Origin of the sequence: Gordonia caeni (assembly GCF_039537105.1) — a bacterium.
In the GTDB taxonomy this organism is placed as follows: domain Bacteria; phylum Actinomycetota; class Actinomycetes; order Mycobacteriales; family Mycobacteriaceae; genus Gordonia; species Gordonia caeni.
This window is the reverse complement of record NZ_BAAAZW010000002.1, coordinates 33,885-52,651: the sequence shown is the minus strand read 5'-3', so window position 1 is coordinate 52,651 and position 18,767 is coordinate 33,885. Positions and strand designations below refer to the sequence as shown.

21 protein-coding genes are annotated in these 18,767 nt (G+C 68.8%); 5 read left to right on the top strand and 16 right to left on the bottom strand.

Going from position 1 to position 18,767, the window contains the following annotated elements:
- The first annotated feature begins 16 nt into the window (after nucleotides 1–16).
- Nucleotides 17–793: a LamB/YcsF family protein gene (locus tag ABD732_RS02975; RefSeq protein ID WP_344780465.1), complete on the top strand. Its 777-nt coding sequence runs from the start codon at nucleotides 17–19 to the stop codon at nucleotides 791–793.
- Nucleotides 790–1,740, top strand: coding sequence for an EamA family transporter RarD (gene rarD / locus ABD732_RS02970; protein WP_344780463.1), 951 nt, complete (start codon nucleotides 790–792; stop codon nucleotides 1,738–1,740). The genes ABD732_RS02975 and rarD overlap by 4 nt, the downstream gene beginning before the upstream one ends.
- Before the next feature lie 12 nt (nucleotides 1,741–1,752).
- Here rarD and rlmB read toward each other — a convergent pair whose 3' ends face one another.
- From rlmB to ABD732_RS02945, 5 genes are read right to left on the bottom strand one after another with little or no spacing between them, the layout of a single operon-like run.
- On the bottom strand, nucleotides 1,753–2,712 hold the full coding sequence (rlmB, locus tag ABD732_RS02965) for a 23S rRNA (guanosine(2251)-2'-O)-methyltransferase RlmB (protein ID WP_344780460.1): 960 nt from the start codon (nucleotides 2,710–2,712) through the stop codon (nucleotides 1,753–1,755).
- Nucleotides 2,712–4,115 carry a cysteine--tRNA ligase gene (cysS, locus tag ABD732_RS02960; RefSeq protein WP_344780458.1) on the bottom strand — a complete coding sequence of 468 codons (1,404 nt, stop codon included), beginning with the start codon at nucleotides 4,113–4,115 and terminating at the stop codon, nucleotides 2,712–2,714. The genes rlmB and cysS overlap by 1 nt, the downstream gene beginning before the upstream one ends.
- Before the next feature lie 11 nt (nucleotides 4,116–4,126).
- Nucleotides 4,127–4,591, bottom strand: coding sequence for a 2-C-methyl-D-erythritol 2,4-cyclodiphosphate synthase (gene ispF / locus ABD732_RS02955; protein ID WP_344780456.1), 465 nt, complete (start codon nucleotides 4,589–4,591; stop codon nucleotides 4,127–4,129).
- Nucleotides 4,588–5,376: a 2-C-methyl-D-erythritol 4-phosphate cytidylyltransferase gene (gene ispD / locus ABD732_RS02950; protein WP_344781244.1), complete on the bottom strand. Its 789-nt coding sequence runs from the start codon at nucleotides 5,374–5,376 to the stop codon at nucleotides 4,588–4,590. Before ispD ends, ispF begins: the two co-directional genes overlap by 4 nt.
- Nucleotides 5,373–5,861 carry a CarD family transcriptional regulator gene (locus ABD732_RS02945; protein ID WP_344780453.1) on the bottom strand — a complete coding sequence of 163 codons (489 nt, stop codon included), beginning with the start codon at nucleotides 5,859–5,861 and terminating at the stop codon, nucleotides 5,373–5,375. The genes ispD and ABD732_RS02945 overlap by 4 nt, the downstream gene beginning before the upstream one ends.
- Nucleotides 5,862–6,148: 287 nt before the next feature.
- Here ABD732_RS02945 and ABD732_RS02940 point away from each other — a divergent pair, with 287 nt between their 5' ends.
- Together ABD732_RS02940 and radA are read left to right on the top strand one after the other, a co-directional pair.
- Nucleotides 6,149–6,889, top strand: a complete 741-nt coding sequence (locus ABD732_RS02940) for a copper-binding protein (RefSeq protein WP_344780451.1) — start codon at nucleotides 6,149–6,151, stop codon at nucleotides 6,887–6,889.
- A 40-nt stretch (nucleotides 6,890–6,929) separates the two neighbouring features.
- Complete coding sequence (radA, locus tag ABD732_RS02935) at nucleotides 6,930–8,318, top strand: DNA repair protein RadA (protein ID WP_344780449.1); 1,389 nt, start codon at nucleotides 6,930–6,932, stop codon at nucleotides 8,316–8,318.
- A 517-nt stretch (nucleotides 8,319–8,835) separates the two neighbouring features.
- Here the strand turns inward: radA and ABD732_RS02930 are convergent.
- The 11 genes from ABD732_RS02930 to ABD732_RS02880 form a co-directional block, all read right to left on the bottom strand.
- On the bottom strand, nucleotides 8,836–9,459 hold the full coding sequence (locus ABD732_RS02930; protein ID WP_344780447.1) for a DUF4333 domain-containing protein: 624 nt from the start codon (nucleotides 9,457–9,459) through the stop codon (nucleotides 8,836–8,838).
- A gap of 114 nt (nucleotides 9,460–9,573) precedes the next feature.
- The gene (locus ABD732_RS02925) at nucleotides 9,574–10,059 is read right to left on the bottom strand and encodes a PaaI family thioesterase (RefSeq protein ID WP_425552978.1); all 486 of its coding nucleotides are present in this window, start codon (nucleotides 10,057–10,059) and stop codon (nucleotides 9,574–9,576) included.
- A 70-nt stretch (nucleotides 10,060–10,129) separates the two neighbouring features.
- Nucleotides 10,130–11,173, bottom strand: coding sequence for a cutinase family protein (locus ABD732_RS02920; RefSeq protein ID WP_344780443.1), 1,044 nt, complete (start codon nucleotides 11,171–11,173; stop codon nucleotides 10,130–10,132).
- Between the two features lie 194 nt (nucleotides 11,174–11,367).
- The gene (locus ABD732_RS02915; RefSeq protein WP_344780442.1) at nucleotides 11,368–12,132 is read right to left on the bottom strand and encodes a hypothetical protein; all 765 of its coding nucleotides are present in this window, start codon (nucleotides 12,130–12,132) and stop codon (nucleotides 11,368–11,370) included.
- A gap of 93 nt (nucleotides 12,133–12,225) precedes the next feature.
- Nucleotides 12,226–13,200, bottom strand: a complete 975-nt coding sequence (locus ABD732_RS02910) for a hypothetical protein (protein WP_344780441.1) — start codon at nucleotides 13,198–13,200, stop codon at nucleotides 12,226–12,228.
- Nucleotides 13,193–13,813, bottom strand: a complete 621-nt coding sequence (locus tag ABD732_RS02905; protein WP_344780439.1) for a signal peptidase I — start codon at nucleotides 13,811–13,813, stop codon at nucleotides 13,193–13,195. The genes ABD732_RS02910 and ABD732_RS02905 overlap by 8 nt, the downstream gene beginning before the upstream one ends.
- Before the next feature lie 7 nt (nucleotides 13,814–13,820).
- Complete coding sequence (locus tag ABD732_RS02900) at nucleotides 13,821–14,459, bottom strand: SipW-dependent-type signal peptide-containing protein (RefSeq protein ID WP_344780437.1); 639 nt, start codon at nucleotides 14,457–14,459, stop codon at nucleotides 13,821–13,823.
- Between the two features lie 29 nt (nucleotides 14,460–14,488).
- Nucleotides 14,489–15,271: a signal peptidase I gene (locus ABD732_RS02895; protein ID WP_344780435.1), complete on the bottom strand. Its 783-nt coding sequence runs from the start codon at nucleotides 15,269–15,271 to the stop codon at nucleotides 14,489–14,491.
- Nucleotides 15,268–15,807 (bottom strand): hypothetical protein, encoded by a 540-nt coding sequence (locus tag ABD732_RS02890; protein WP_344780433.1) that lies wholly within the window; start codon nucleotides 15,805–15,807, stop codon nucleotides 15,268–15,270. Before ABD732_RS02890 ends, ABD732_RS02895 begins: the two co-directional genes overlap by 4 nt.
- Before the next feature lie 24 nt (nucleotides 15,808–15,831).
- Nucleotides 15,832–16,338, bottom strand: coding sequence for an alternate-type signal peptide domain-containing protein (locus ABD732_RS02885; RefSeq protein ID WP_344780431.1), 507 nt, complete (start codon nucleotides 16,336–16,338; stop codon nucleotides 15,832–15,834).
- A 203-nt stretch (nucleotides 16,339–16,541) separates the two neighbouring features.
- Nucleotides 16,542–17,336 carry a hypothetical protein gene (locus ABD732_RS02880; protein ID WP_344780429.1) on the bottom strand — a complete coding sequence of 265 codons (795 nt, stop codon included), beginning with the start codon at nucleotides 17,334–17,336 and terminating at the stop codon, nucleotides 16,542–16,544.
- A gap of 518 nt (nucleotides 17,337–17,854) precedes the next feature.
- Here ABD732_RS02880 and ABD732_RS02875 point away from each other — a divergent pair.
- A complete protein-coding gene (locus ABD732_RS02875) occupies nucleotides 17,855–18,766 on the top strand; it encodes a hypothetical protein (RefSeq protein ID WP_344780427.1) in 912 nt (303 codons plus the stop codon).
- Nucleotide 18,767: the final 1 nt, after the last annotated feature.

Sequence of the window (18,767 nt, the reverse complement as noted above, 5' to 3'; positions counted from 1 at the left end):
GACCTACCATGGAGCCATGTCCGTCCCCGCCCATTCCGCCCCTCGGCCCGCCGGTTCGCCGAGCGTGGTGGATCTGAACGCCGACCTCGGCGAGGGCGTCGGCGACGATGCGGCGATGGTGCGGCTGGTCTCCAGCGCGAACGTGGCGTGCGGCTTCCACGCCGGCACCCCGCTGCTGCTGCGCCGCACCTGCGAGCAGGCCGTCGCCGCGGGCGTGCGGATCGGCGCGCAGGTCTCCTACCCCGATCGCGAAGGCTTCGGCCGGCGGTTCATGGAAGTGGAGCCCGACGACCTGATCGCCGACGTGCTGTTCCAGATCGGCGCCCTCAGCGCGATCGCCCGCTCGGTCGGCGGCACCGTCGACTACGTCAAACCGCACGGCGCCCTCTACAACGCGATCGTGCACCACCGCGGCCAGGCGCAGGCCGTGGTGAGCGCCGTCGCCGAGGCCGGCCTGCCCCTGATGTCGCTGCCGGGTTCGGTGGCGATCGATTTGGCGCGCACGGCCGGGATCCCGGTGCTCACCGAGGCCTTCGCCGACCGCGCCTACACGCCGGCCGGCACCCTGGTGCCGCGCACCGAGGCCGGAGCCGAGCTCACCGACTCGGCCGCGGTGGCCCGGCGCGTCGTCGGACTGGTCACCTCGGGGCACATCACCGCGGTCGACGGCTCGCAGATCGCGGTGCGCGCCGACTCGATCTGTCTGCACGGGGACACCCCCGGCGCGGTGGGTCATGCGCGAGCGGTCCGGGAGGCACTGGCCGGCGCCGGTATCAGCGTGCGCGCCCGATGATCCGCCGGCGCTTCGCCGCCGAATCCGCCCGCGGGATCGCCGCGGGCTTCGGCGCGTACGGAATCTGGGGGCTGTTCCCGCTCTACTTCGACGCTCTGCGGCCCACCGGCCCCTGGGAGATCCTGGCCAACCGGATCGTCTGGACGGCGGTGCTGTGCCTGATCATCCTGGGGATCGGCCGCGACTGGTCGTGGCTGCCGCCGCTGCTCCGCCGGAAGAAGCTGATGCTGGGCGTCACCGCCGCCGCGATCCTCATCGGCATCAACTGGGTGGTGTACGTGGCCGCGGTGACCTCCGGGCACACCAGCGACGCGGCCCTCGGCTACTTCCTGAACCCGCTGATGACGGTGGCGCTGGGCGTGGTGGTGCTGCGCGAACGCCTCCGGGCGCTGCAGTGGGCGGCCGTCGCCATCGGCGCGGTGGCGGCGATCTACCTGTCCGTCGCCGGCGGGGCCTTCCCACTCACCGCGCTGACGCTGGCGACGTCGTTCGCGCTCTACGGGCTGGTGAAGAACAAGGTGGGAGCCACCCTGCCCGCCCTGCACAGTCTCACCCTGGAGACGCTGATCCTGCTGCCGGTCGCTGCGCTGATCCTGGTCGTGATCGGCGTCGGGACGGGGTTGTCGTTCGGGACGCAGGGACCGGTGCACACCGGCCTGCTGGTGTTCAGCGGTGTGGCGACGGCGGTGCCGCTGCTGCTGTTCGCCGCCGCCGCGCGGCGCATTCCGCTGTCCACGGTCGGCCTGATCCAGTTCATCACCCCGGTTATCCAGCTGGTCTGCGCGGTGACGCTGCTGGGCGAGCACGTCTCACAGGCCCGGTGGATCGGTTTCGGGATCGTGTGGCTGGCCCTGCTGGTGCTCACCACCGACGCCCTGTTGACCAGCCGCTCGCGCGCCAAAGCCCGGCGATCGCAACTGCTGCCGCCGGAGGAGATGCCGCTGTAGCGACCCGCGGGGTCAGACGCCGGCGATACGGCGCTGGCGCGCGAAGTCGGCCAGCACCACGCCCGCGGCCACCGAGGCGTTCAGGCTCTCCACGTTGCCCGCCATCGGGATCGACAGCACCGAATCGCAGGTCTCGCGGACCAGCCGGGACAGGCCCTTGCCTTCCGAGCCCACCACGATCACGGTGGGACCGGTGCCGTCGTAGTCGTCGAGGGTCACGTCGCCGTCGGCGTCCAGGCCGACGATCTGGCAGCCGGCCTTGGCCCAGTCGACCAGGGTGCGGGTGAGGTTCGGGGCCTGCGCGACGGGCAGCCGGGCGGCCGCGCCGGCGCTGGTGCGCCAGGCCACTGCGGTGACGCTGGCGCTGCGCCGCTGCGGGATCAGCACGCCCTGTCCGCCGAAGGCGGCGACGCTGCGGATCACCGCGCCCAGGTTGCGCGGGTCGGTGATGTTGTCGAGCGCCACCAGCAGCGGCGGGTGCGGCGAGGCCAGCGCGTCGGCGAGGAGGTCCTCGGGGTGGGTGTAGCTGTACTCGGGCACCTGCAGCGCCAGCCCCTGGTGCAGGCCGTTGACGGTCAGGCGATCCAGTTCGGTCTTGCTCGCCTCCAGGATCGCGATGCCCTTGTCACCGGCCTCGGCGATCGCCTCGCGGACGCGGTCGTCCGCGTCGATCGTCGTCATCACGTAGAGCGCGGTGGCGGGAACGCCCGCGCGCAGGCACTCCACGACGGGGTTGCGGCCCACCACGTACTCGGGGCCGTCGTCCTTGCGGCGCTGGCGCCCGGCCACCGCGCGGGACTTGGCCGCCGCCTTCGCCTTCTTGTGCGCCGGATGGTAGGTGCGGTCGACGGCCTTCGGGGTGGCCCCGCGGGCCTCCAGGCCGCGGCGGCGCTGCCCGCCGGAGCCCACCACCTGGCCCTTCTTCGTCCCGTCTTTGCGGACTGCGCCCTTGCGCTTGGAGTTGCCGGCCATCAGGAGTCCTTCTGTCCCAGCGCCCACTGGGCGCCGTCGGGGGTATCGGTCACTTCGACGCCGGCCGCGGCCAGGCGGTCACGCACCTCGTCGGCGGTCGCCCAGTCCTTGGCCGCGCGGGCCGTGGCACGACGCTCCAGCTCCGCACCGACCAGCACATCGAGGGCTGTGGTCGCCGCCTCACCGGCACCGGCACCGCCGGCGGTGTTCCAGCGCGGGTCGAGCGGATCGGTGCCGAGGATGCCCATCATGGCGCGCACCTGCCCGGCGATCTCGCGGGCTCGCTCGCCGTCGCCGGCTTCCAGCGCCGTATTGCCTTCCCGGACTGCGTTGTGCACCACCGCCAGGGCGGCGGGCACACCGAGGTCGTCGTCGAGTGCGGCCGCGAAGTCCGCGGTCACCGCACCGACCTCGACATCGCCGGCCCGCTCGGCGACCCGGTGCACGAAGGACTCGATGCGGCGAAAACCGGCCGCGGCCTCCACCAGTGCGCCGTCGGAGTACTCGAGCATGGACCGGTAGTGGGCGCTGCCCAGGTAGTAGCGCAGCTCCACCGGCCGGACCTTCTTGAGCATCTCCGGGATGGAGACCACGTTGCCCAGCGACTTGCTCATCTTCTCGCCGCTCATGGTGACCCAGCCGTTGTGCAGCCAGTACCGGGCGAAGGCGTCCCCGGCGCCGTGACTCTGGGCGATCTCGTTCTCGTGATGCGGGAAGATCAGATCCATTCCGCCGCAGTGGATGTCGAACTCACCGCCGAGCAGCGAGGTGGCCATGGCCGAGCACTCCAGGTGCCAGCCCGGGCGCCCCGGGCCCCACGGCGTCGGCCAGGACGGCTCCCCCGGCTTGGCGGCCTTCCACAGCGTGAAGTCGCGCGGGTCCCGCTTGCCGGTACCGGCGCTCTCGCCCTGGTGGACGTCGTCGAGCTTGTGGTGCGAGAGGCTGCCGTAGTCGGGCAGGCTCTGCACGTCGAAGTAGATGTTGCCGTCGGCGGTGTAGGCGTGCCCGCGGTCGATCAGGCGCTCCAGGTACTCGACCATCTGGGTGATGAAGCCGGTCGCACGCGGCTCCGCCGAGGGCGGCAGCACGCCGAGGGCGTCGTAGGCGGCGGTGAACTCGCGCTCGTGCGTCGCCGCCCACTCCCACCAGGGGCGGTCGTGCTCGGCGGCCTTGCGCAGGATCTTGTCGTCGATGTCGGTGACGTTGCGGACGAACAGCACGTCCAGCCCGCTGTGGGCCAGCCAGCGGCGCAGCACGTCGAAGGCGATGCCGCTGCGCACGTGGCCGATGTGCGGGATGCCCTGAACGGTGGCACCGCACAGGTACACGGTGGCGGTGCCGGGGCGCAGCGGAACGAACTCGCGGATTTCGCGGGCCGCGGTGTCGTACAGGCGGAGAGTCACGACCTGCGATCCTACTTCAGCGCGACCAGCGCCGTGGCCACCGCGGCGATGCCCTCGCCGCGGCCGGTCAGCCCGAGGCCGTCGGTAGTGGTCGCCGACACCGACACCGGCGCCCCCAGCAGCTGCGACAGCACCTCCTGCGCCTCCGCGCGACGCGGACCGATCTTGGGCCGGTTCCCGATCACCTGCACGGCGCCGTTCACCGGCGCGAAGCCGTTCTCGCCGAGTAGAGCCGCCACATGCTCCAGCATGCGGGCACCGGTCACCCCCGCCCATTCCGGGCGGTCCACCCCGAAGACCGACCCCAGATCGCCCAGGCCGGCCGCTGACAGCAGTGCATCGCAGAGCGCGTGGATGCCGACGTCACCGTCGGAATGGCCGGCCGCCCCGTCGTCGTCGGGGAACAGCAGACCGACCAGCCAGCAGTCCCGGCCGGACTCGATCACGTGGACGTCGGTGGCGATCCCCACTCTCACAACGATTCTCCTGAACTCGCTTCGCTCCCGGCGCCCAGCGCATCGGGCCCGCTCGCTTCGCTCCCGGCGCCCAGCACCTCGGGCCCGCTCGCTTCGCTCCCGGCGCCCAGCAACAACCGCGCGACCTCCAAGTCGAAGGGCGTGGTGATCTTGAAGGCGCGATGATCGCCGGGCACCACCTGCACGTCGACGCCGAGGGCCTCGATCAGGCCCGCATCGTCGGTGGCATCGGCGCCGTCGCGGTGCGCGTGCCGCAGCAGAACGGCGGAGAAGCCCTGCGGAGTCTGCACCGCCCGCAGTTCACTGCGGTCCGGAGTCCCGAGGACCAGGCCGGCTCCGTCCACACGTTTGAGGGTGTCGGCGACCGGCAGTCCGGGCACCACCGCCTCGGCGCCGTCCAACAGGGCGGTCACCACACGGCGGAACAGTTCCGGGGGAACCAGGGCCCGGGCGGCGTCATGAACCAGCACCAGGTCGGTCCCGTCTTCGGCGGCGGCCAGTCCCGCGCGCACCGAATCGCTGCGCTCGGCGCCGCCGGCCACCACGGTCACATCCGGCGATCCGCCGGGCGGGTAGTCGGCGCGCACGTCGTCGACCAGGTCCGGCGGCACGATCACCACCACCTGGTCCACCACGCCGCTCTCGCGGGCCGCCGCCACGCTGCGGCTCAGCAGCGTGGCACCGGCTACGTCCACGAACGCCTTAGGCTGCGGGAGGCCCAAACGGGTACCCATTCCCGCAGCCGGGATGAGGGCGACGACGCGCCCCCGGCGGTCTGCGGTCAGGACGCCGCAGCCAGAATCTGATCGAGAATGATGTCGGCGCGCTCGCCGTCGGTGTCCTGTGCCAGCGACAGCTCGTCGACCAGCACGCGCCGCGCGCGGGTCAGCATGCGCTTCTCGCCCGCCGACAGGCCGCGGTCCTGCTCACGACGCCAGAGGTCGCGCACGATCTCGGACACCTTGATGATGTCTCCGGAGATCAGCTTCTCCTGGTTCGCCTTGAATCGGCGAGCCCAGTTCGTCGGCTCCTCGGTGTGCGGCGCACGCAGCACATCGAAAACCTCGTCGAGCCCCTCCGCACCGACGACGTCGCGCACACCGACGTAATCGAGCTTGCTGGACGGGATCTGCACTGTCATGTCACCGTCCGCTACCTTCAGGACCAGGTACTCAACCTCTTCACCTTTGATGGTCCGTACGACGATGTCTTCAACCCGAGCTGCACCGTGATGTGGATAGACAACGGTGTCGCCAACTTTAAAGTTCAATGCTCCCTGCCCCTTTCGAGTGTTACCAGTCTAACACGCGCCCACTGACGAACTTCTCGACGGTGCAGGTCAGCGCACTGAGAGCCTTGGGACGCCCCCGCGGAGCCCGCACCGGTCAGCCGGTGATCCCCCCTGGCCATCGGCCCGCAGACGAGTGGCGGGGAACCGATTTCCGACCAATCTGACCACCCCGTCTGACTTTTGCCCTCGCCGCCCACTACGCTGCGTAGTGAAGCGCCGCGCGGCACCACGCGGGGTGCGTGTAGAGAACATTTCGGAGGATTCAGGTGTCAGTCTTCACTCGGACCACCCGCCGCATCGCCAAAGGCACCGTGATCAGCGCATTCGGCATCGCGGTCGCGCTGGGCTCCACCGCGTGCAGCTCGGGCAAGATCTCCCAGACCAACAATCAGGACGCGGCCGTCAACGGCGCCTACGGGAGCATCGCCCTGGATCCGCCGGAGCAGGAAGGCGACCAGGCCGTCCTGCCGGGCTCGATCGCCATCCGCAATCTGCAGATCATGTACCCGTCGGAGAAGGCCGCCGAGGTCTTCGGCGACGGCGGCCCCTTCCAGCTGGTCTTCAGCATCGCCAACGACAGCGTGGTCCGCACGGTCAAGCTCACCGGCATCACCGCCGAGCAGGGCAAGGTCGAGTTCTCCGCGTCCGGCGACTCCGACAGCGGATCGGCCTCGCCCGGCAACGCCGGCCTGATCCGGCCGAACAGCGTGCTGAACGCCGGCGTGCCGGCCAACGTGACTGAGGCCCAGGCCAAGGAAGACGGCATCGAGCGGATCGGCGTGGAGCTGACCGGCACCGGCGATACCGTCGCCGCCGGGCTCACCACCCCACTGACCTTCACCTTCGAGATCTACGACCTCGAACGCAACGCCAACGGCCAGCCGCGCAACGCGCCGATCGACACCAAGTCGGTCACCATCAACGCGCCGGTCGACGGCACCGCCCTGGCCGGCCGCCAGGACGTGGTCCGCGACGTCCAGCCGCCGCACGGCGAAGGCGGTCACTGACCGCACTTCCGGCGTCGGGGGTCGCCACTAGAGTGAGCGCGTGGCGAAAACGAAAGCGGTCTTCCGGTGCGGTGCCTGCGGGCACCAAGTACCCAAGTGGGTGGGCCGCTGCCCGGACTGCGGCGAATGGGGCTCCATCGAAGAAGGCGCTCCCCCGGCCGTCCCGGGTGGCGCGGTCTCGGTGGCTCCGCGCAGCCCGGCGGTCCGCATCACCGAGATCGACGCCGATGCCGCCGGTGCGACCCCGACCGGAATCGGCGAGTTCGACCGGGTGCTCGGCCGCGGTGTAGTCCCCGGATCGGTGATCCTGCTGGCCGGCGAACCCGGCGTCGGCAAGTCGACGCTGCTGCTGGAGACGGTCAAGTCGTGGGCCCAGGCGGGCCGCACCGCGCTGTACGTCACCGGCGAGGAGTCCGCCGGGCAGGTCCGGTTGCGGGCCGAACGCACCGGCGCCGTGCACGAGAACATCTTCCTGGCCGCCGAAACCGATCTGGCGACCATCCTCGGCCACGTCGAGCAGGTGCGTCCGACGCTGCTGATCGTCGACTCGGTGCAGACAGTCGCGGCCACCGGCGCCGACGGCGTCTCCGGTGGAGTCACCCAGATCCGCGCGGTCACCACCGCCTTGGTGTCCCTGGCCAAGACCAGCGGCGTCGCGGTGATCCTGGTGGGCCATGTGACCAAGGACGGCAACGTCGCCGGTCCGCGCTCGCTGGAGCACCTGGTGGACGTGGTGCTGTCGTTCGAAGGCGACCGGCATTCGTCGCTGCGTCTGGTCCGCGGCATCAAGAACCGTTTCGGCGCCTCCGACGAGGTCGGCTGCTTCGAGCAGCGCTCCGACGGCATCCACGAGGTGGCCGATCCCTCGGGGATCTTCGTGCACTCCCGCGGCGGCGCCGTCGCCGGCAGCGTCAACCTGGTGGCGATGGACGGGCGTCGGGCGATGGTCGGCGAGATCCAGGCGCTGCTGCACCCGACGCAGGCGAACATGCCGCGGCGGGCGGCGTCCGGGCTCGACTCGGCGCGGATGTCGATGATGCTCGCGGTGGCCGCCAAACACGCGGGGGTCAAGACCGCCGAGCATGAGGTCTACGTCTCCACCGTCGGCGGCATGAAGGTGACCGAGCCCGCCGCCGATCTGGCGATCTTCCTGGCCTTGAAGTCGTCGAAGAGCAACCGGCCGGTGCCGACGGGCACGGTCGCGATCGGCGAGGTGGGGCTGACCGGCGAGGTCCGGCGGGTCCCTTCCACCGCACGGCGCGTGGCCGAGGCCAAGCGCCTGGGATTCACGCACGCGGTCGTCCCGGCGGGCACCGACGAGGAGATGCCCCACGGCATCCGGGTCACCAAGGTGGCCAACCTGGCCGAAGCGGGCGAGGCGACCGGCACCGATGTCCGCGACTCCGACGACGAGCAGGCCCCGTTCTGAAGCCGAAGCACGCTCGCCGCTTCCAACTCCCCCACTCCTTGAGCCGGTCGAGGCGCAGCCGAGGCACTGTCCCACCCGCTCATTGAGCCGGACGAGGCGCCAGCCGAGACCGCGTCGAAATGAGCATCCCCAACCCACGACCCCGGCTTCGACACGGCCCCTCCGCAAGCTCCGGCCCCGGCTCAGCCTTCGATGAACAACCACCTCCACCGCTCATCGAGCCGGACGAGACGCAGCCAAGGCACTGTCCCACCCGCTCATTGAGCCGGACGAGGCGCCAGCCGAGACCGCGTCGAAATGAGCGTCCCCAACCCACGTCCCCGGCTTCGACACGGACCCTCCGCAAGCTCCGGCCCCGGCTCAGCCTGCGATGAACAACCACCTCCACCGCTCATCGAGCCGGGCGAGGCGCAGCCGAGGCACTGACCCACCCGCTCATTGAGCCGGGCGAGGCGCCAGCCGAGACCGTGTCGAAATGAGTTTCCCCAGCCGGCGGCCCGGTGAGTGATTGCGAGGGTTAGTAGGCGGGTTCGGGGATGGCTTCGGTGCCGACCTCCCAGTCGAAGGCGATGTCGTCGCCCTGGACGCCGGTCACCGTCACCGTGACGGGCAACCACCGGGTCCCGTCGAGCAGTGCGCACTGCTGCTCGGCGCCGACCGTCGCATCCAGAGGTCCGGCGCACCGGAGGTCGTCGGGGGTGCTGCCCGTGGTCTCCTGGAGCGAGCGGTTCAAGTTCTGCTCGAGCGCGCTCTTGGCTTCCGCCGTCGGCGCCTCGCTCGGCTCGGCAGCCGAATCGGTCCCGGCGTCTCCGCTCACCTGCGCCGGATCGTCGGCCTTGATGTTGAACTTCACATTGTTGCCGTCGACGCTGGTGACCGTCGCCGTGTAGTCGACCCAATTCCCGGCGGTGTGCACCTGGCACTTCTGGGTGGCGTTCACTTCGTTGTCCAGTCCGCCGTCACAGCGCACCTCGGGTTCACGCTCGGGATCCAGGGCCAATTGCCGGGCGGACTCCCGTTCCAAGTCGCTCTGCGAGATTCCGCCGCCGCCGAGCGACACACTCGCCGAACAACCGCTGAGCGCCAAGACCACCGCCGCCAGCGCCGCGAGCCAGACCTTATGCGAGCGCACACTGTTCATTTGGGGACCTCCAGAATCGGACGTATCCCCAGTATCCGCACTCTGACCGGCCCGGATAGCCGATTCGGGCAGGTAAGACGATTCGGCCCGATCGTCCCGATCCGCAGGCTCCGGTCAGGGGCGTGACTGTGCGGCGTCGTCGCGGTAGGCCGCGAAGTGCTTCTTCAGGTCGATCTCCACGAAGATCGAGTGCGCCGTGGCGACCGGATTCTCCGGGTCGCCGAGGTGCGCGGAGGCGCGCACGAACACTTTGCGCCGTTCCTTGGCGAGCACTTCGGCATCGAGGTGAAGGGTGGATCCGAGCGGGATCGGCTTGGCGAAATCGACCTCCAGATGGGCGGTCACCACGGGAGCGCCGATCGTCAGCGGCGCGGTGCCCAGGATCTCGTCGAAGGCGGCGGTGAGGACGCCGCCATGGATCACTCCGGGGCCGCCCTGCATCCACTGCTCGACGACCATCTGGGCGCTCACCGTGAATCCCTCACCGGCGATCACTTTGAGCCGAAGGCCGATCGGGGCGTCGTCGCCGCAGCCGTAGCAGAGCGAGTGGTGCAGCCGGATCGGCTCACCGGGTCCGGGAATCTTCGGATGCCGGGACATCGGATCGGAGACGGCGGGCAGGTCGAAAGCGTTCTCCACGTGTCACCACGCTAGACGATGGGGTCGGCGCCTACCGACCGGGGCTTTTCACTCGGGACGGGAGGCTGGTCCCGCACGGGGGTGCGGCGGAGTCGGCCTCGCTGTCCGCAGCATCCTGATCGTGCTGCTCCCGGGGAGCCGGGCGCAGCACGGTGGTCGCGACCGCGGCCACGCGCGGCCGTTCCAGCTGCGGGAGCGGCGGGAGCGCCGGTAGGACGATGCCCGCGAGATGGTCCGGCAAGGCGGGCGCGAGAATCGGCGGCAGATAGTCGCAGAGCGGGGTCGGTATGTATTCGGTCAGCGACAGGCGGGCCGGTGGGATCACCGCGGCGGCGACCGCGTCGACCTCGCTCCGCAGCTGCTGAGCCGTCTCTGCTGCGGCTGGGGGCAGCTCGCTCGCCTCGGGCACCTCCGGCTCGACGACCCGGGTGATGCCACCCACTTGGTGATCGCCCGGCTCATGCGTGATCTCGTCGTCGCGGTAACCGTGATCGCCCAGGAGATACCCCAGGACGCCGTTGACCAGGTGCAGCGGCCGGCGCAACGGATTGCCGGTGTGGCAGATGAAGTCGCTCTCGTTGCGGCAGACCGTGCTGGTGGGGATGGTCGACCGGGGCCTCTTGCCGGAGTGTGTGAAGCCCGGGATCAGCGACGGCAGTCGCGCCATCGCCCCCTCGTCTGCGCGCGGGTCAGAGATCAGGGTGAACGACATGTTGCGGCGCATCACCGGGTCGTGAGTCCAGCGGTCTCGGATGTTGCCGGCCACCAGCGCGCCGAAGCTGTAGCCCGTGATGTGGATCGCGGTCTGCGGGCAGCGCAGCCGGAAACTGCGCACCGTCGTTTCGACCGCGACCTCGCCGGTGACCGCCGAAACGTCTCCGGTGATCGGCCCGACCGGGGCGAGCGAGGCGGGATACACGATCCCGCGGGCATCGTCGGTGCCGGGCACGCGGATGCCGAGCGGGTCGCCGACACCGCCCACCGCGAACTCGATGGTCGCCGGGCACGTCGGGGCGGCGGCGTACGCCTGGCCGGGGACGGCGGCGAGCCCCATCACGAGCAGGGACGCGGCCACGGCGAGGAGCCCCCGGATCCGTTTCGAACGGGGGCGCGCGGGTCCGGCCGGGGCGCGTCGGCGCCGGATTCGAGACGACATGGCAGTAACGATTTCCTTGAGAGCGAGGAAGGTGCGCCCGGTATCGGGCGCGGACGAGACCGGCCCGGCTCGCCACGTACGTGGCGGACCGGGCCGGTTGCGGGACCCGGAGGTCAGCCGGCCATGTCGCCGATGACGCCGCCGATGATGCCCGGGAGCACGTCATTGAGGGACCCGGTGCTCGACAGCTGACCTTCGGCGGAACCGAGACCGGCCGAGTCGAGGCTGCCGAGGACCGCCTCACCGGCGTTCGGCGCGCGGACGGTGGTGCACGCCGTCAGGTTCGGCATGTTGACGCGCCCGAGCGGGGGGCTCGGTGTGGCCTGCACATTCGCGCCGCCGCTGGTGAGCTGAGCGCCGGGGCGAATGCTGCTCGGAAGTTTGTAGGTGTACTTCGCGGCGTACGCCTGACCGGAGTAGATCGCCCAGCCGGTGTGGTTGATCCGCCAACTGCTTCCGTCCTTGTGGACCTCACCCGGGGCTACGGCCTTCTCCTGCAGGAGTTTGCCGAAAGCGCCGCCGCCGCCGAGAATGCCGCCGACCAGGGTGAATGCCTCGACCTTGACTGTCGGCTTCACGTCCTTGAGGGCCGTGGGCGGGGTGTCCCAGACGCCCTGCACGTAGGGATTGCCGATCGACGTGGTGCTGACGGCGATCGTGTACGTCACTTCGGTACCTTGACCGACCGAGGCCGGAACGGACTTGTTGAAGAGGTAGTCGACGATCAGTGTCTTCTTCTGCGTGGACTCCTGCTTGCACTCGGCGGCCGAAGCGGTACCGGCACCGGTGGTTGCGCTGATGCCGACCAGACCGACGCCGGCCATGGCGGCGGCCGCAGCCGCGCTGACGACGCGGTGTCGCAGTGGATGAGGGGACATGGTGGTGCTCCGTTCGATGAAACTATGCGTTGATTTGGGACTGCTGGCGTGACGCAGGATTCGCCCCGTCACGGTTCGGGGGGTCGTAGCCGGCTACGACACCGCGCAGGTGGTCGTGTCGACGGTCTTGACGGTGTCTCCGGACTGGATCACGACCGTGTTGCCGTTGATCGAGGGCTGATCGCCGGGCTCGAGCGGGGTGTGGCAGACCTCTTCACCGTCGCGACTGACGATCAGCGCCTTCTTGTCACCGGCGACGCCGATGCCGATGGTGACCTCCGTGTCGTCCTCGGCCGGCTCGGTCGACGACGGTGCGGGCTGCTCGGTACTGCTCGGCGTGGTTGGAACGTCGGTGGCCTCGGGCTCCGCCAGAGCGGGAGGCTCGGACGGTGTTGAAGTGGTCAAAGGTTCTGCTGATTCATCCGGAACCTCGGACGGGGCCGTGGTTGTCTCCGGCGACAACGCCCGTCCTGCAGGCCCGCGGCGCGCAAGCAGTTGCGGCGACTGAGGTTCCCAAGAGCCGGCGTTCTCCCAGGTTTGATTTGGGGAGCTGTAGTCGGCACTGCCATTGCAATACGTGTCTGCGATGCTCCCCGCATAGATCGGGAATCTCACAAAGCCAGACGAGGCGACCCGGTCGGCCGGATTAGCACTACTTGCCGCATTGAGCGTCCGCACCTGAACCCAGAGTGTGGTCAGCGTGTCACCGACATTTCCGATCTTGATCCTGATCGAGGTGCCTTCAAGGTAGTCCTCTTGCCGCGAGGTGTTGCCCTTCATCACATTGACTCGGTACGAGTGCCCCGGCCCGGCACTCGTCCATGAGATGTTGGCGCTGCGCGATCCCCAAACTCCGCTATTACTACAGGTGATCGTCGCAGGGAGCGGCGTCGGGAAGAAGTTCTGCGTCGCGATCTGAGACACCTGGGCGTTCGCCTCGTCGGTGGAGGCGGCGAGGGTGTCGGTGGTGGCGATCGCACCGGACACCACCACGGCGGCAGCTCCACCCAGGGCGAGCAGCGCCCGCAGTGACGGCCGGCGGAACCGGCGGGACGGATGATCAGACATTGGTTTTCTCCTGGTACTGCGCCGGGGTAGCCGCGGCGTCCTGGGTAGCGGGAGCCTCGGTGGAGGCGAGGTTCTCCGGGTTTGCGGGTTCGGTGTCGGGCTGCACACCGCCGGGGCGGCGGATCGGCCCGAACGCGAGCATCAGCAGCGCTCCGGCGACGATCCCGCCGAGGAAGATCGCCGTCTTGCTCGACAGCCACGCGGCGACGTAGCCGAGCAGCGGAACAGATCCCAGAACGCGATCGGCCTCGCTGACGGTGTAGGTGACCGGATCGGCGGCCGGGTTCGCGTCGCCCTTGAGGGTCAGCACCACCTGATCGCCGGCGGGTTCGGTCGACACCACCCGGTGCGTGATACGGGTGCCGGCCTGGTTGTCGACGCTCACCACGTCGCCGACCCGGAGGTCGGAGGCGTCGGCGGTACGCGCCAGCGCCAACGACCCGGTCGGAATGTCGGGCGACATGGACCCGGACCGGAAGACCAGCGGCGTGATTCCGAACAGTAGGGATGCGCAGGCGGCCACCAAGCAGATCACTCCGGCGACGGCGCCGGCGTTGAGCGCGAGCTCGCGGCGGGACCGGCGCGGACGCGGCGGATCGGTGTGCTGACTCATGACGGTGCTACGCCTGGGTCGCCGCGAATTGGAAGTCCACGCTCACCGCGGACATGCGGGCGGCCAGCGGTGCGTTCGGATTCACGGTCACCTGGAAGCACAGTGGATCGGAGTTGCCGACGGCGACCCGCCGGGCCGTGTCGATCAAGTTCGCCGAGCCGAGAGAGAGCGGGTGATCGACGATCTGGAGACCTCCGCTGCAGGTGGTTCCGTCCGACGAGCCGCCGGCGAACACGTTCACGGTCAGGTTCTGCGCGAAGGTGCCGGCATTGGCCGAGCCGTACGTCGCGGTGCCGGCGTCGGCGGTGTTCACCTTGGTCGTGTAGTCGAAGTCGGCGTCGCCGGTGTTGTTGACCGGGAGCATGCCGGCGACCGAAGCTCCGCGCGCCAGGTTGATCTTGTTGAGTGCGGCGAAGTTGTAGGTGGGGTGCTGACTGTTCAGCTTCATCTGCACGTTCACCGAGCTGGTGGAGAACATGCCGGTGGTGGCGGTGGCGGTGTCCGACCACGCGGCCATGGTGCCGACGGCGCCGAGGCCGAAGACCATTCCGAGGGACAGGACTGCGCGGGTGCGGGTCCAGCCGGTCTCGCCGAGCTGCTGGCGCAGGCGGGATACCGGGCTACGAGTGGGAGTGGGTGAAGACATCTGCTCTGCCTCTGTGATTCGGTGGTGGGTCATTCGATGGTGGGAAACGGTCGGGTGTCGTCGGAGTAGGCCGTCCGCGGTTCCGGGCACTGGGAGTAGGCCAGGGGTCGGCGCGGTGGTGGCAGCGGGCTGCCCTGCAGCGGGATGTCCGCTGTGTCCACGCCTCCGGCCGGCTCGGAATCGGCCGTAGCGCCGGCTCCGGGGGCCCTGCGGGATCGGTCGCGGAAGCTGCTGATCCACATCCAGAGCGCGTAGGCGCCGAGTCCGCCGGCGATCACGAACACTGCGACGCTGCGGGTGGAGCCGGACAGCACCGAGTTGATGCGCCCGACGTGGGGAACTGAATAGATCAGCTTCCCGCGGATCTGGGCTTCGACCAGCATGGTCTCGTCCTTCACCGTGTTGGCGTCACCCTTGGTGACGAAGCGCCGCTGCCCCTGGTTGTCGTAGAAGCTGCTAACGATTCGGTGGGTCACCACGGCCGGGTTCCCCGACTCGGGCTGGAAGGTGATGACGTCACCGGCGGCCAGCTGGTCGCCCGGAGTCGGCTGAACCACGATCAGCGTGCCCGGCGGATAGGACGGTTCCATCGATCCGGTCAGCACCGTATAGGCGGTGGAACCGGTCAGCCGCGGGACCACCACGAGCAGCGCAAGCAGGCCGATGGCGGCGATCAGCAGAGTCCACGAGGCGATGGTCTTGATCCACCAGGAGACCGGGGTCGACTCCTGATCGTCGCCGTCGTGCTGCGGTCCGCTGCCGAACACCCGGGTGTCGGCTGCGTCGTGATGGGTCCCGCGGCCGGCGGTCATGTCCGTGCGACCGATTCTGCGCCGAAGGTGAACGCCGCGGTCGCTTCCTTTGCCTGCTCGGCACCGCTGGCGATGGTCATCCGCAGGCACAGCACCTGGGTGGCGCCGGCGGGGACGTTCTGCGGATTGGTGAAGCCGGTGGCGGCCGGACCGCTGTACAGCTGCTGACCGACGTCACCGGTTGGCGTGCACGCCGCCTGATCCGGGACCACGGCCACACGCAGCAGCAGTGGCACGTCACCGTTCACGGCTACGGAGTTCAGCTTGTAGCCCATGGTCACGTTGCCGGAGTTGATCACCGGCAGCGGCTTCTGCACGCTGTCGCCGGCATCGGCGTCGTCCAGGGTCAGGCCGTCGAGCGTGAACTCTTTGACCCCGTCCTGGCCGGCCGAGATGTCGAGGGTGCCGGCGGTGATGGTGCCGCCACCGCCGTTGTTGGCGTCCGAGCGCCACAGCGCGCCGGTCTGCTGGAGGGAGACGAACCCCACCAGCAGCACCGCCGCCGCCGCGAGCGCCCATTTGTACTGGGCCTTCACGTGTCAGTCCTCTGGATTCTGAAATCAGTTGAGGGTCTGCTGGAGCAGGACCGAGGCACCGGCGAGACTCGCCGTACCGCCCTGCCCGTCCTCGCCACCGGTATCGGGATCGAAGGTCACCTTGGTTCCGATCGTCAGGATCTGGTCATCGTTCGAGGGGGTGATCGTGGTGGGAGCATCGTTGACGTCTGCCACCTCGAGGTAATCCTTGAGATTGCCGGTCACACCGCCGATTTCCGGGGTCAGCGTTGCCTTGAGATTCGTGCCGGCTGCGCTGATCTTGTACTTGCCGACGTAGACGACGGAGTCGCCGGGGACGAGCAGGTCACTGCCTGGAGTGAAGACCTCCCCGTCAGGGTTGTCCCAGTGCCACGTGCCTGTCCCCACCTGGTCGATGTTCAGCGTGCCGGCGGACACGGTGCCCGAGCCCAGGCTCGCATTGTCGTTCCAGGCGGCCATGGTGCCGGCGCCGCCTACCAGGATGGCTGCACCGGCTGCTGCGGCGAGAGCGCCCTTGGTCTTCTTATTCATGTGGTTTGTTCCCCTTGGGGTTCAGAACACTCCGGTCGGAGTGCGATGGGAGAAGGTCCGTGCGGGCGGGGTGCCCGCGCGGGGCGGTCGCACGTGACGTGCGACCGTCTACGGCCCCTGAGAGTTCGAGGTGGTGGCCGAAGACTGCTGCCGGATCGCGGCGGCCTCTTGGGGCCCGCCGCGATCACGGCTGGTTCTTGGGGTCAGCGCCCGGCGGCCTGGACCGCAGGGGCTTGCAGGGTCTGAGCGGCCAGCAGGCTGTCGAGACTGCCGGTGGCGCCGCCCAGGCTGCCGAAGAGGTCGAGAGAGCCGGCGCTGCTACCGTCGCCGTCACCGGGGTTGCCGGGGTTGCCGGGATCCGGATCGCCCGGATCGACGGGTGCGTCACCGGAGACTTCTTCCAGCGCGATGCCCCAGTCCGGTGTGATTGTGAAGCCCTGCCTGGTCTCACTCGCCGGAATCCCGATGAAGAGTTCCACGGCGACCGGGGTGTTCTGGGTCAACCGACCGGTCTCAACCACCAGCTTGCCGGGCGTGCCGTTCATCGGCACCACAACACTCTTAGCGGCCCCGGCGTTGGCGCGGACGTTGGCCGAGCCGTTGCCGGATATCGACCAGTTGCCGAGGAAGACCTGGAGCTTCGCCGGCTCCTCGCAGACGTTCTTCACGAGGAACCTGGCGTGCGTCACCTCGCCCCCCGGCACCGGCCGATCCGCGCTCCACGTAACGACGTTCTGGCTTCCCCAAGTAGTGCCGCCGTCCTGTGAGAACTGCCGGCAGTCATTCGGGAGATTGCCGCCGGGAGCGGCATGTGCAGACCCCGCACCGAATCCGGAAAGGGTGGAAAGAGCCGCGCCGGCGAATACGACGGCGGAGACGCGTAGCGCAATAGAGCGCTTCGAAAGGTTCAAGTCCATGCGGCGTATCTTGACCCACTTCGCGCAGAAGTTCAGCAATTCTTCAGGGTTCAATTCGCAGACAATCCCGCTGAACGACAAGTTTGTGCCACTCCCCCTATCTGGCACAGACTGTGTCCTGATAGTTCGCTTTATCCATCTACCTGCGCTCATCGCCTGTTCAACGGACACAACTTCGTGTCAGATGACGTGGACCACAGTCCGTTACCCGTTGCGAAGCACGTCACAGTTTTGTCCCCCAGATTCGTGACACCAGCCTGTGGATGTGCCCAAAATATTGCTGTTACCTGCAGTTTCACAAACTAGAACTTGTTACAACTCCGGACGATCGGTACCGAGCATCGCTCCGGACAGGGACTCTCGACCATCAGTCGACAGTTGGCCGAGGCGGGGTGCCGCCGGCTGCGGAATCGTTCAGCGACACCTCCTTTACGCGCGCGCGTGGGCACGCGATAGCAGACCTCAATTCACGGTTATCACCACCCCTTAGTCAGCCATTGTTTCAGCAGATTTTCAGCAATCAATAGACAGATAGGGAGCGGAATCGTAATCTGACAAAAGTTCATCTCTGATCATTCATTCCAGGAGATCCCACCCCCGTGAAGAACACATTCCGTCGTACCGCGATCGCCCTGAGTACCGCCGCTGTCGCCTTCTCCGTCGGCGCAACCGTGTCGGCACCCAACGCCCACGCCGACACCGTGGGCCCTGTGACAGGACAGTCCAGCGCCGCCTCGTTCGAGCGGTCGGTCAGCGGCGTCAACCTGGTCGGCGGGGCCGTGTCCACGGGCGACGTGATCACAGTGACCAACAAGATCAGCCGCAAGCTCGGCTGGCTGATCTACTACGTGAAGGACACCCATCCCACGTGCATGGAAGCGGTGCCGAACACCTCGACGTGGAAGGTGTCGGGAAAGACCTACACCAACAATCCGGACGCCGAGGGCACCCAGAAGCCGGGTGAAGTGACCGCCGGTCCCGGCTGGGCGCAGATCAAGCCCGCCGCCGGCGGCTCCTGGGAGGCTGCTCCGCTGGTCTGGACACAGGACTACCTGGTCAAGTGTTCCAGCGGCACGCTGAACACCGGTGGCCTCGAGTGGTCGTCGACCTACGCCTTCGAGAGCGGAAACAGCAACCCCAACGTCGGCCCGGCGCTCACCGTCAACGCGGGTCGCCCATCGATCTCGGTGTCGCCCACCGACCCGACCGTGGCCAACGACGTGCGGATCACCATCAAGCACCCCGAAGGCAATCCCGGCGCTCCGGTGACCCTCACCTCCGACGGCAAGACCTTGCCGGGCTGCGGAAACCTGACCCTCGACGGAAACCGGCATGCCACGTGCACGTGGGTCCCCACCAAGTCGGGCGAGTACCCGCTCAAGGCCGAAATCGGCAGCGACCATCCGGTGACGGTGACCGGACGGGTCCACGTCGCTGACAGCCCCGGCGGCGGCAGCGTCGACCTTCCCATGGACTCCGGCAGCGTCTACACCGGCAGCATCGGATTCTGAC

What these genes read in the sequence shown, in the direction of transcription:
- ABD732_RS02975 (WP_344780465.1), top strand. Translation starts at nt 17, where the DNA reads ATGTCCGTCCCCGCCCATTCCGCCCCTCGGCCCGCCGGTTCGCCGAGC.
- rarD (WP_344780463.1), top strand. Translation starts at nt 790, where the DNA reads ATGATCCGCCGGCGCTTCGCCGCCGAATCCGCCCGCGGGATCGCCGCG.
- rlmB (WP_344780460.1), bottom strand. Translation starts at nt 2,712, where the DNA reads ATGGCCGGCAACTCCAAGCGCAAGGGCGCAGTCCGCAAAGACGGGACG.
- ABD732_RS02930 (WP_344780447.1), bottom strand. Translation starts at nt 9,459, where the DNA reads ATGAACAGTGTGCGCTCGCATAAGGTCTGGCTCGCGGCGCTGGCGGCG.
- ABD732_RS02925 (WP_425552978.1), bottom strand. Translation starts at nt 10,059, where the DNA reads ATGTCCCGGCATCCGAAGATTCCCGGACCCGGTGAGCCGATCCGGCTG.
- ABD732_RS02915 (WP_344780442.1), bottom strand. Translation starts at nt 12,132, where the DNA reads ATGTCCCCTCATCCACTGCGACACCGCGTCGTCAGCGCGGCTGCGGCC.
- ABD732_RS02910 (WP_344780441.1), bottom strand. Translation starts at nt 13,200, where the DNA reads ATGTCTGATCATCCGTCCCGCCGGTTCCGCCGGCCGTCACTGCGGGCG.
- ABD732_RS02905 (WP_344780439.1), bottom strand. Translation starts at nt 13,813, where the DNA reads ATGAGTCAGCACACCGATCCGCCGCGTCCGCGCCGGTCCCGCCGCGAG.
- ABD732_RS02900 (WP_344780437.1), bottom strand. Translation starts at nt 14,459, where the DNA reads ATGTCTTCACCCACTCCCACTCGTAGCCCGGTATCCCGCCTGCGCCAG.
- ABD732_RS02895 (WP_344780435.1), bottom strand. Translation starts at nt 15,271, where the DNA reads ATGACCGCCGGCCGCGGGACCCATCACGACGCAGCCGACACCCGGGTG.
- ABD732_RS02885 (WP_344780431.1), bottom strand. Translation starts at nt 16,338, where the DNA reads ATGAATAAGAAGACCAAGGGCGCTCTCGCCGCAGCAGCCGGTGCAGCC.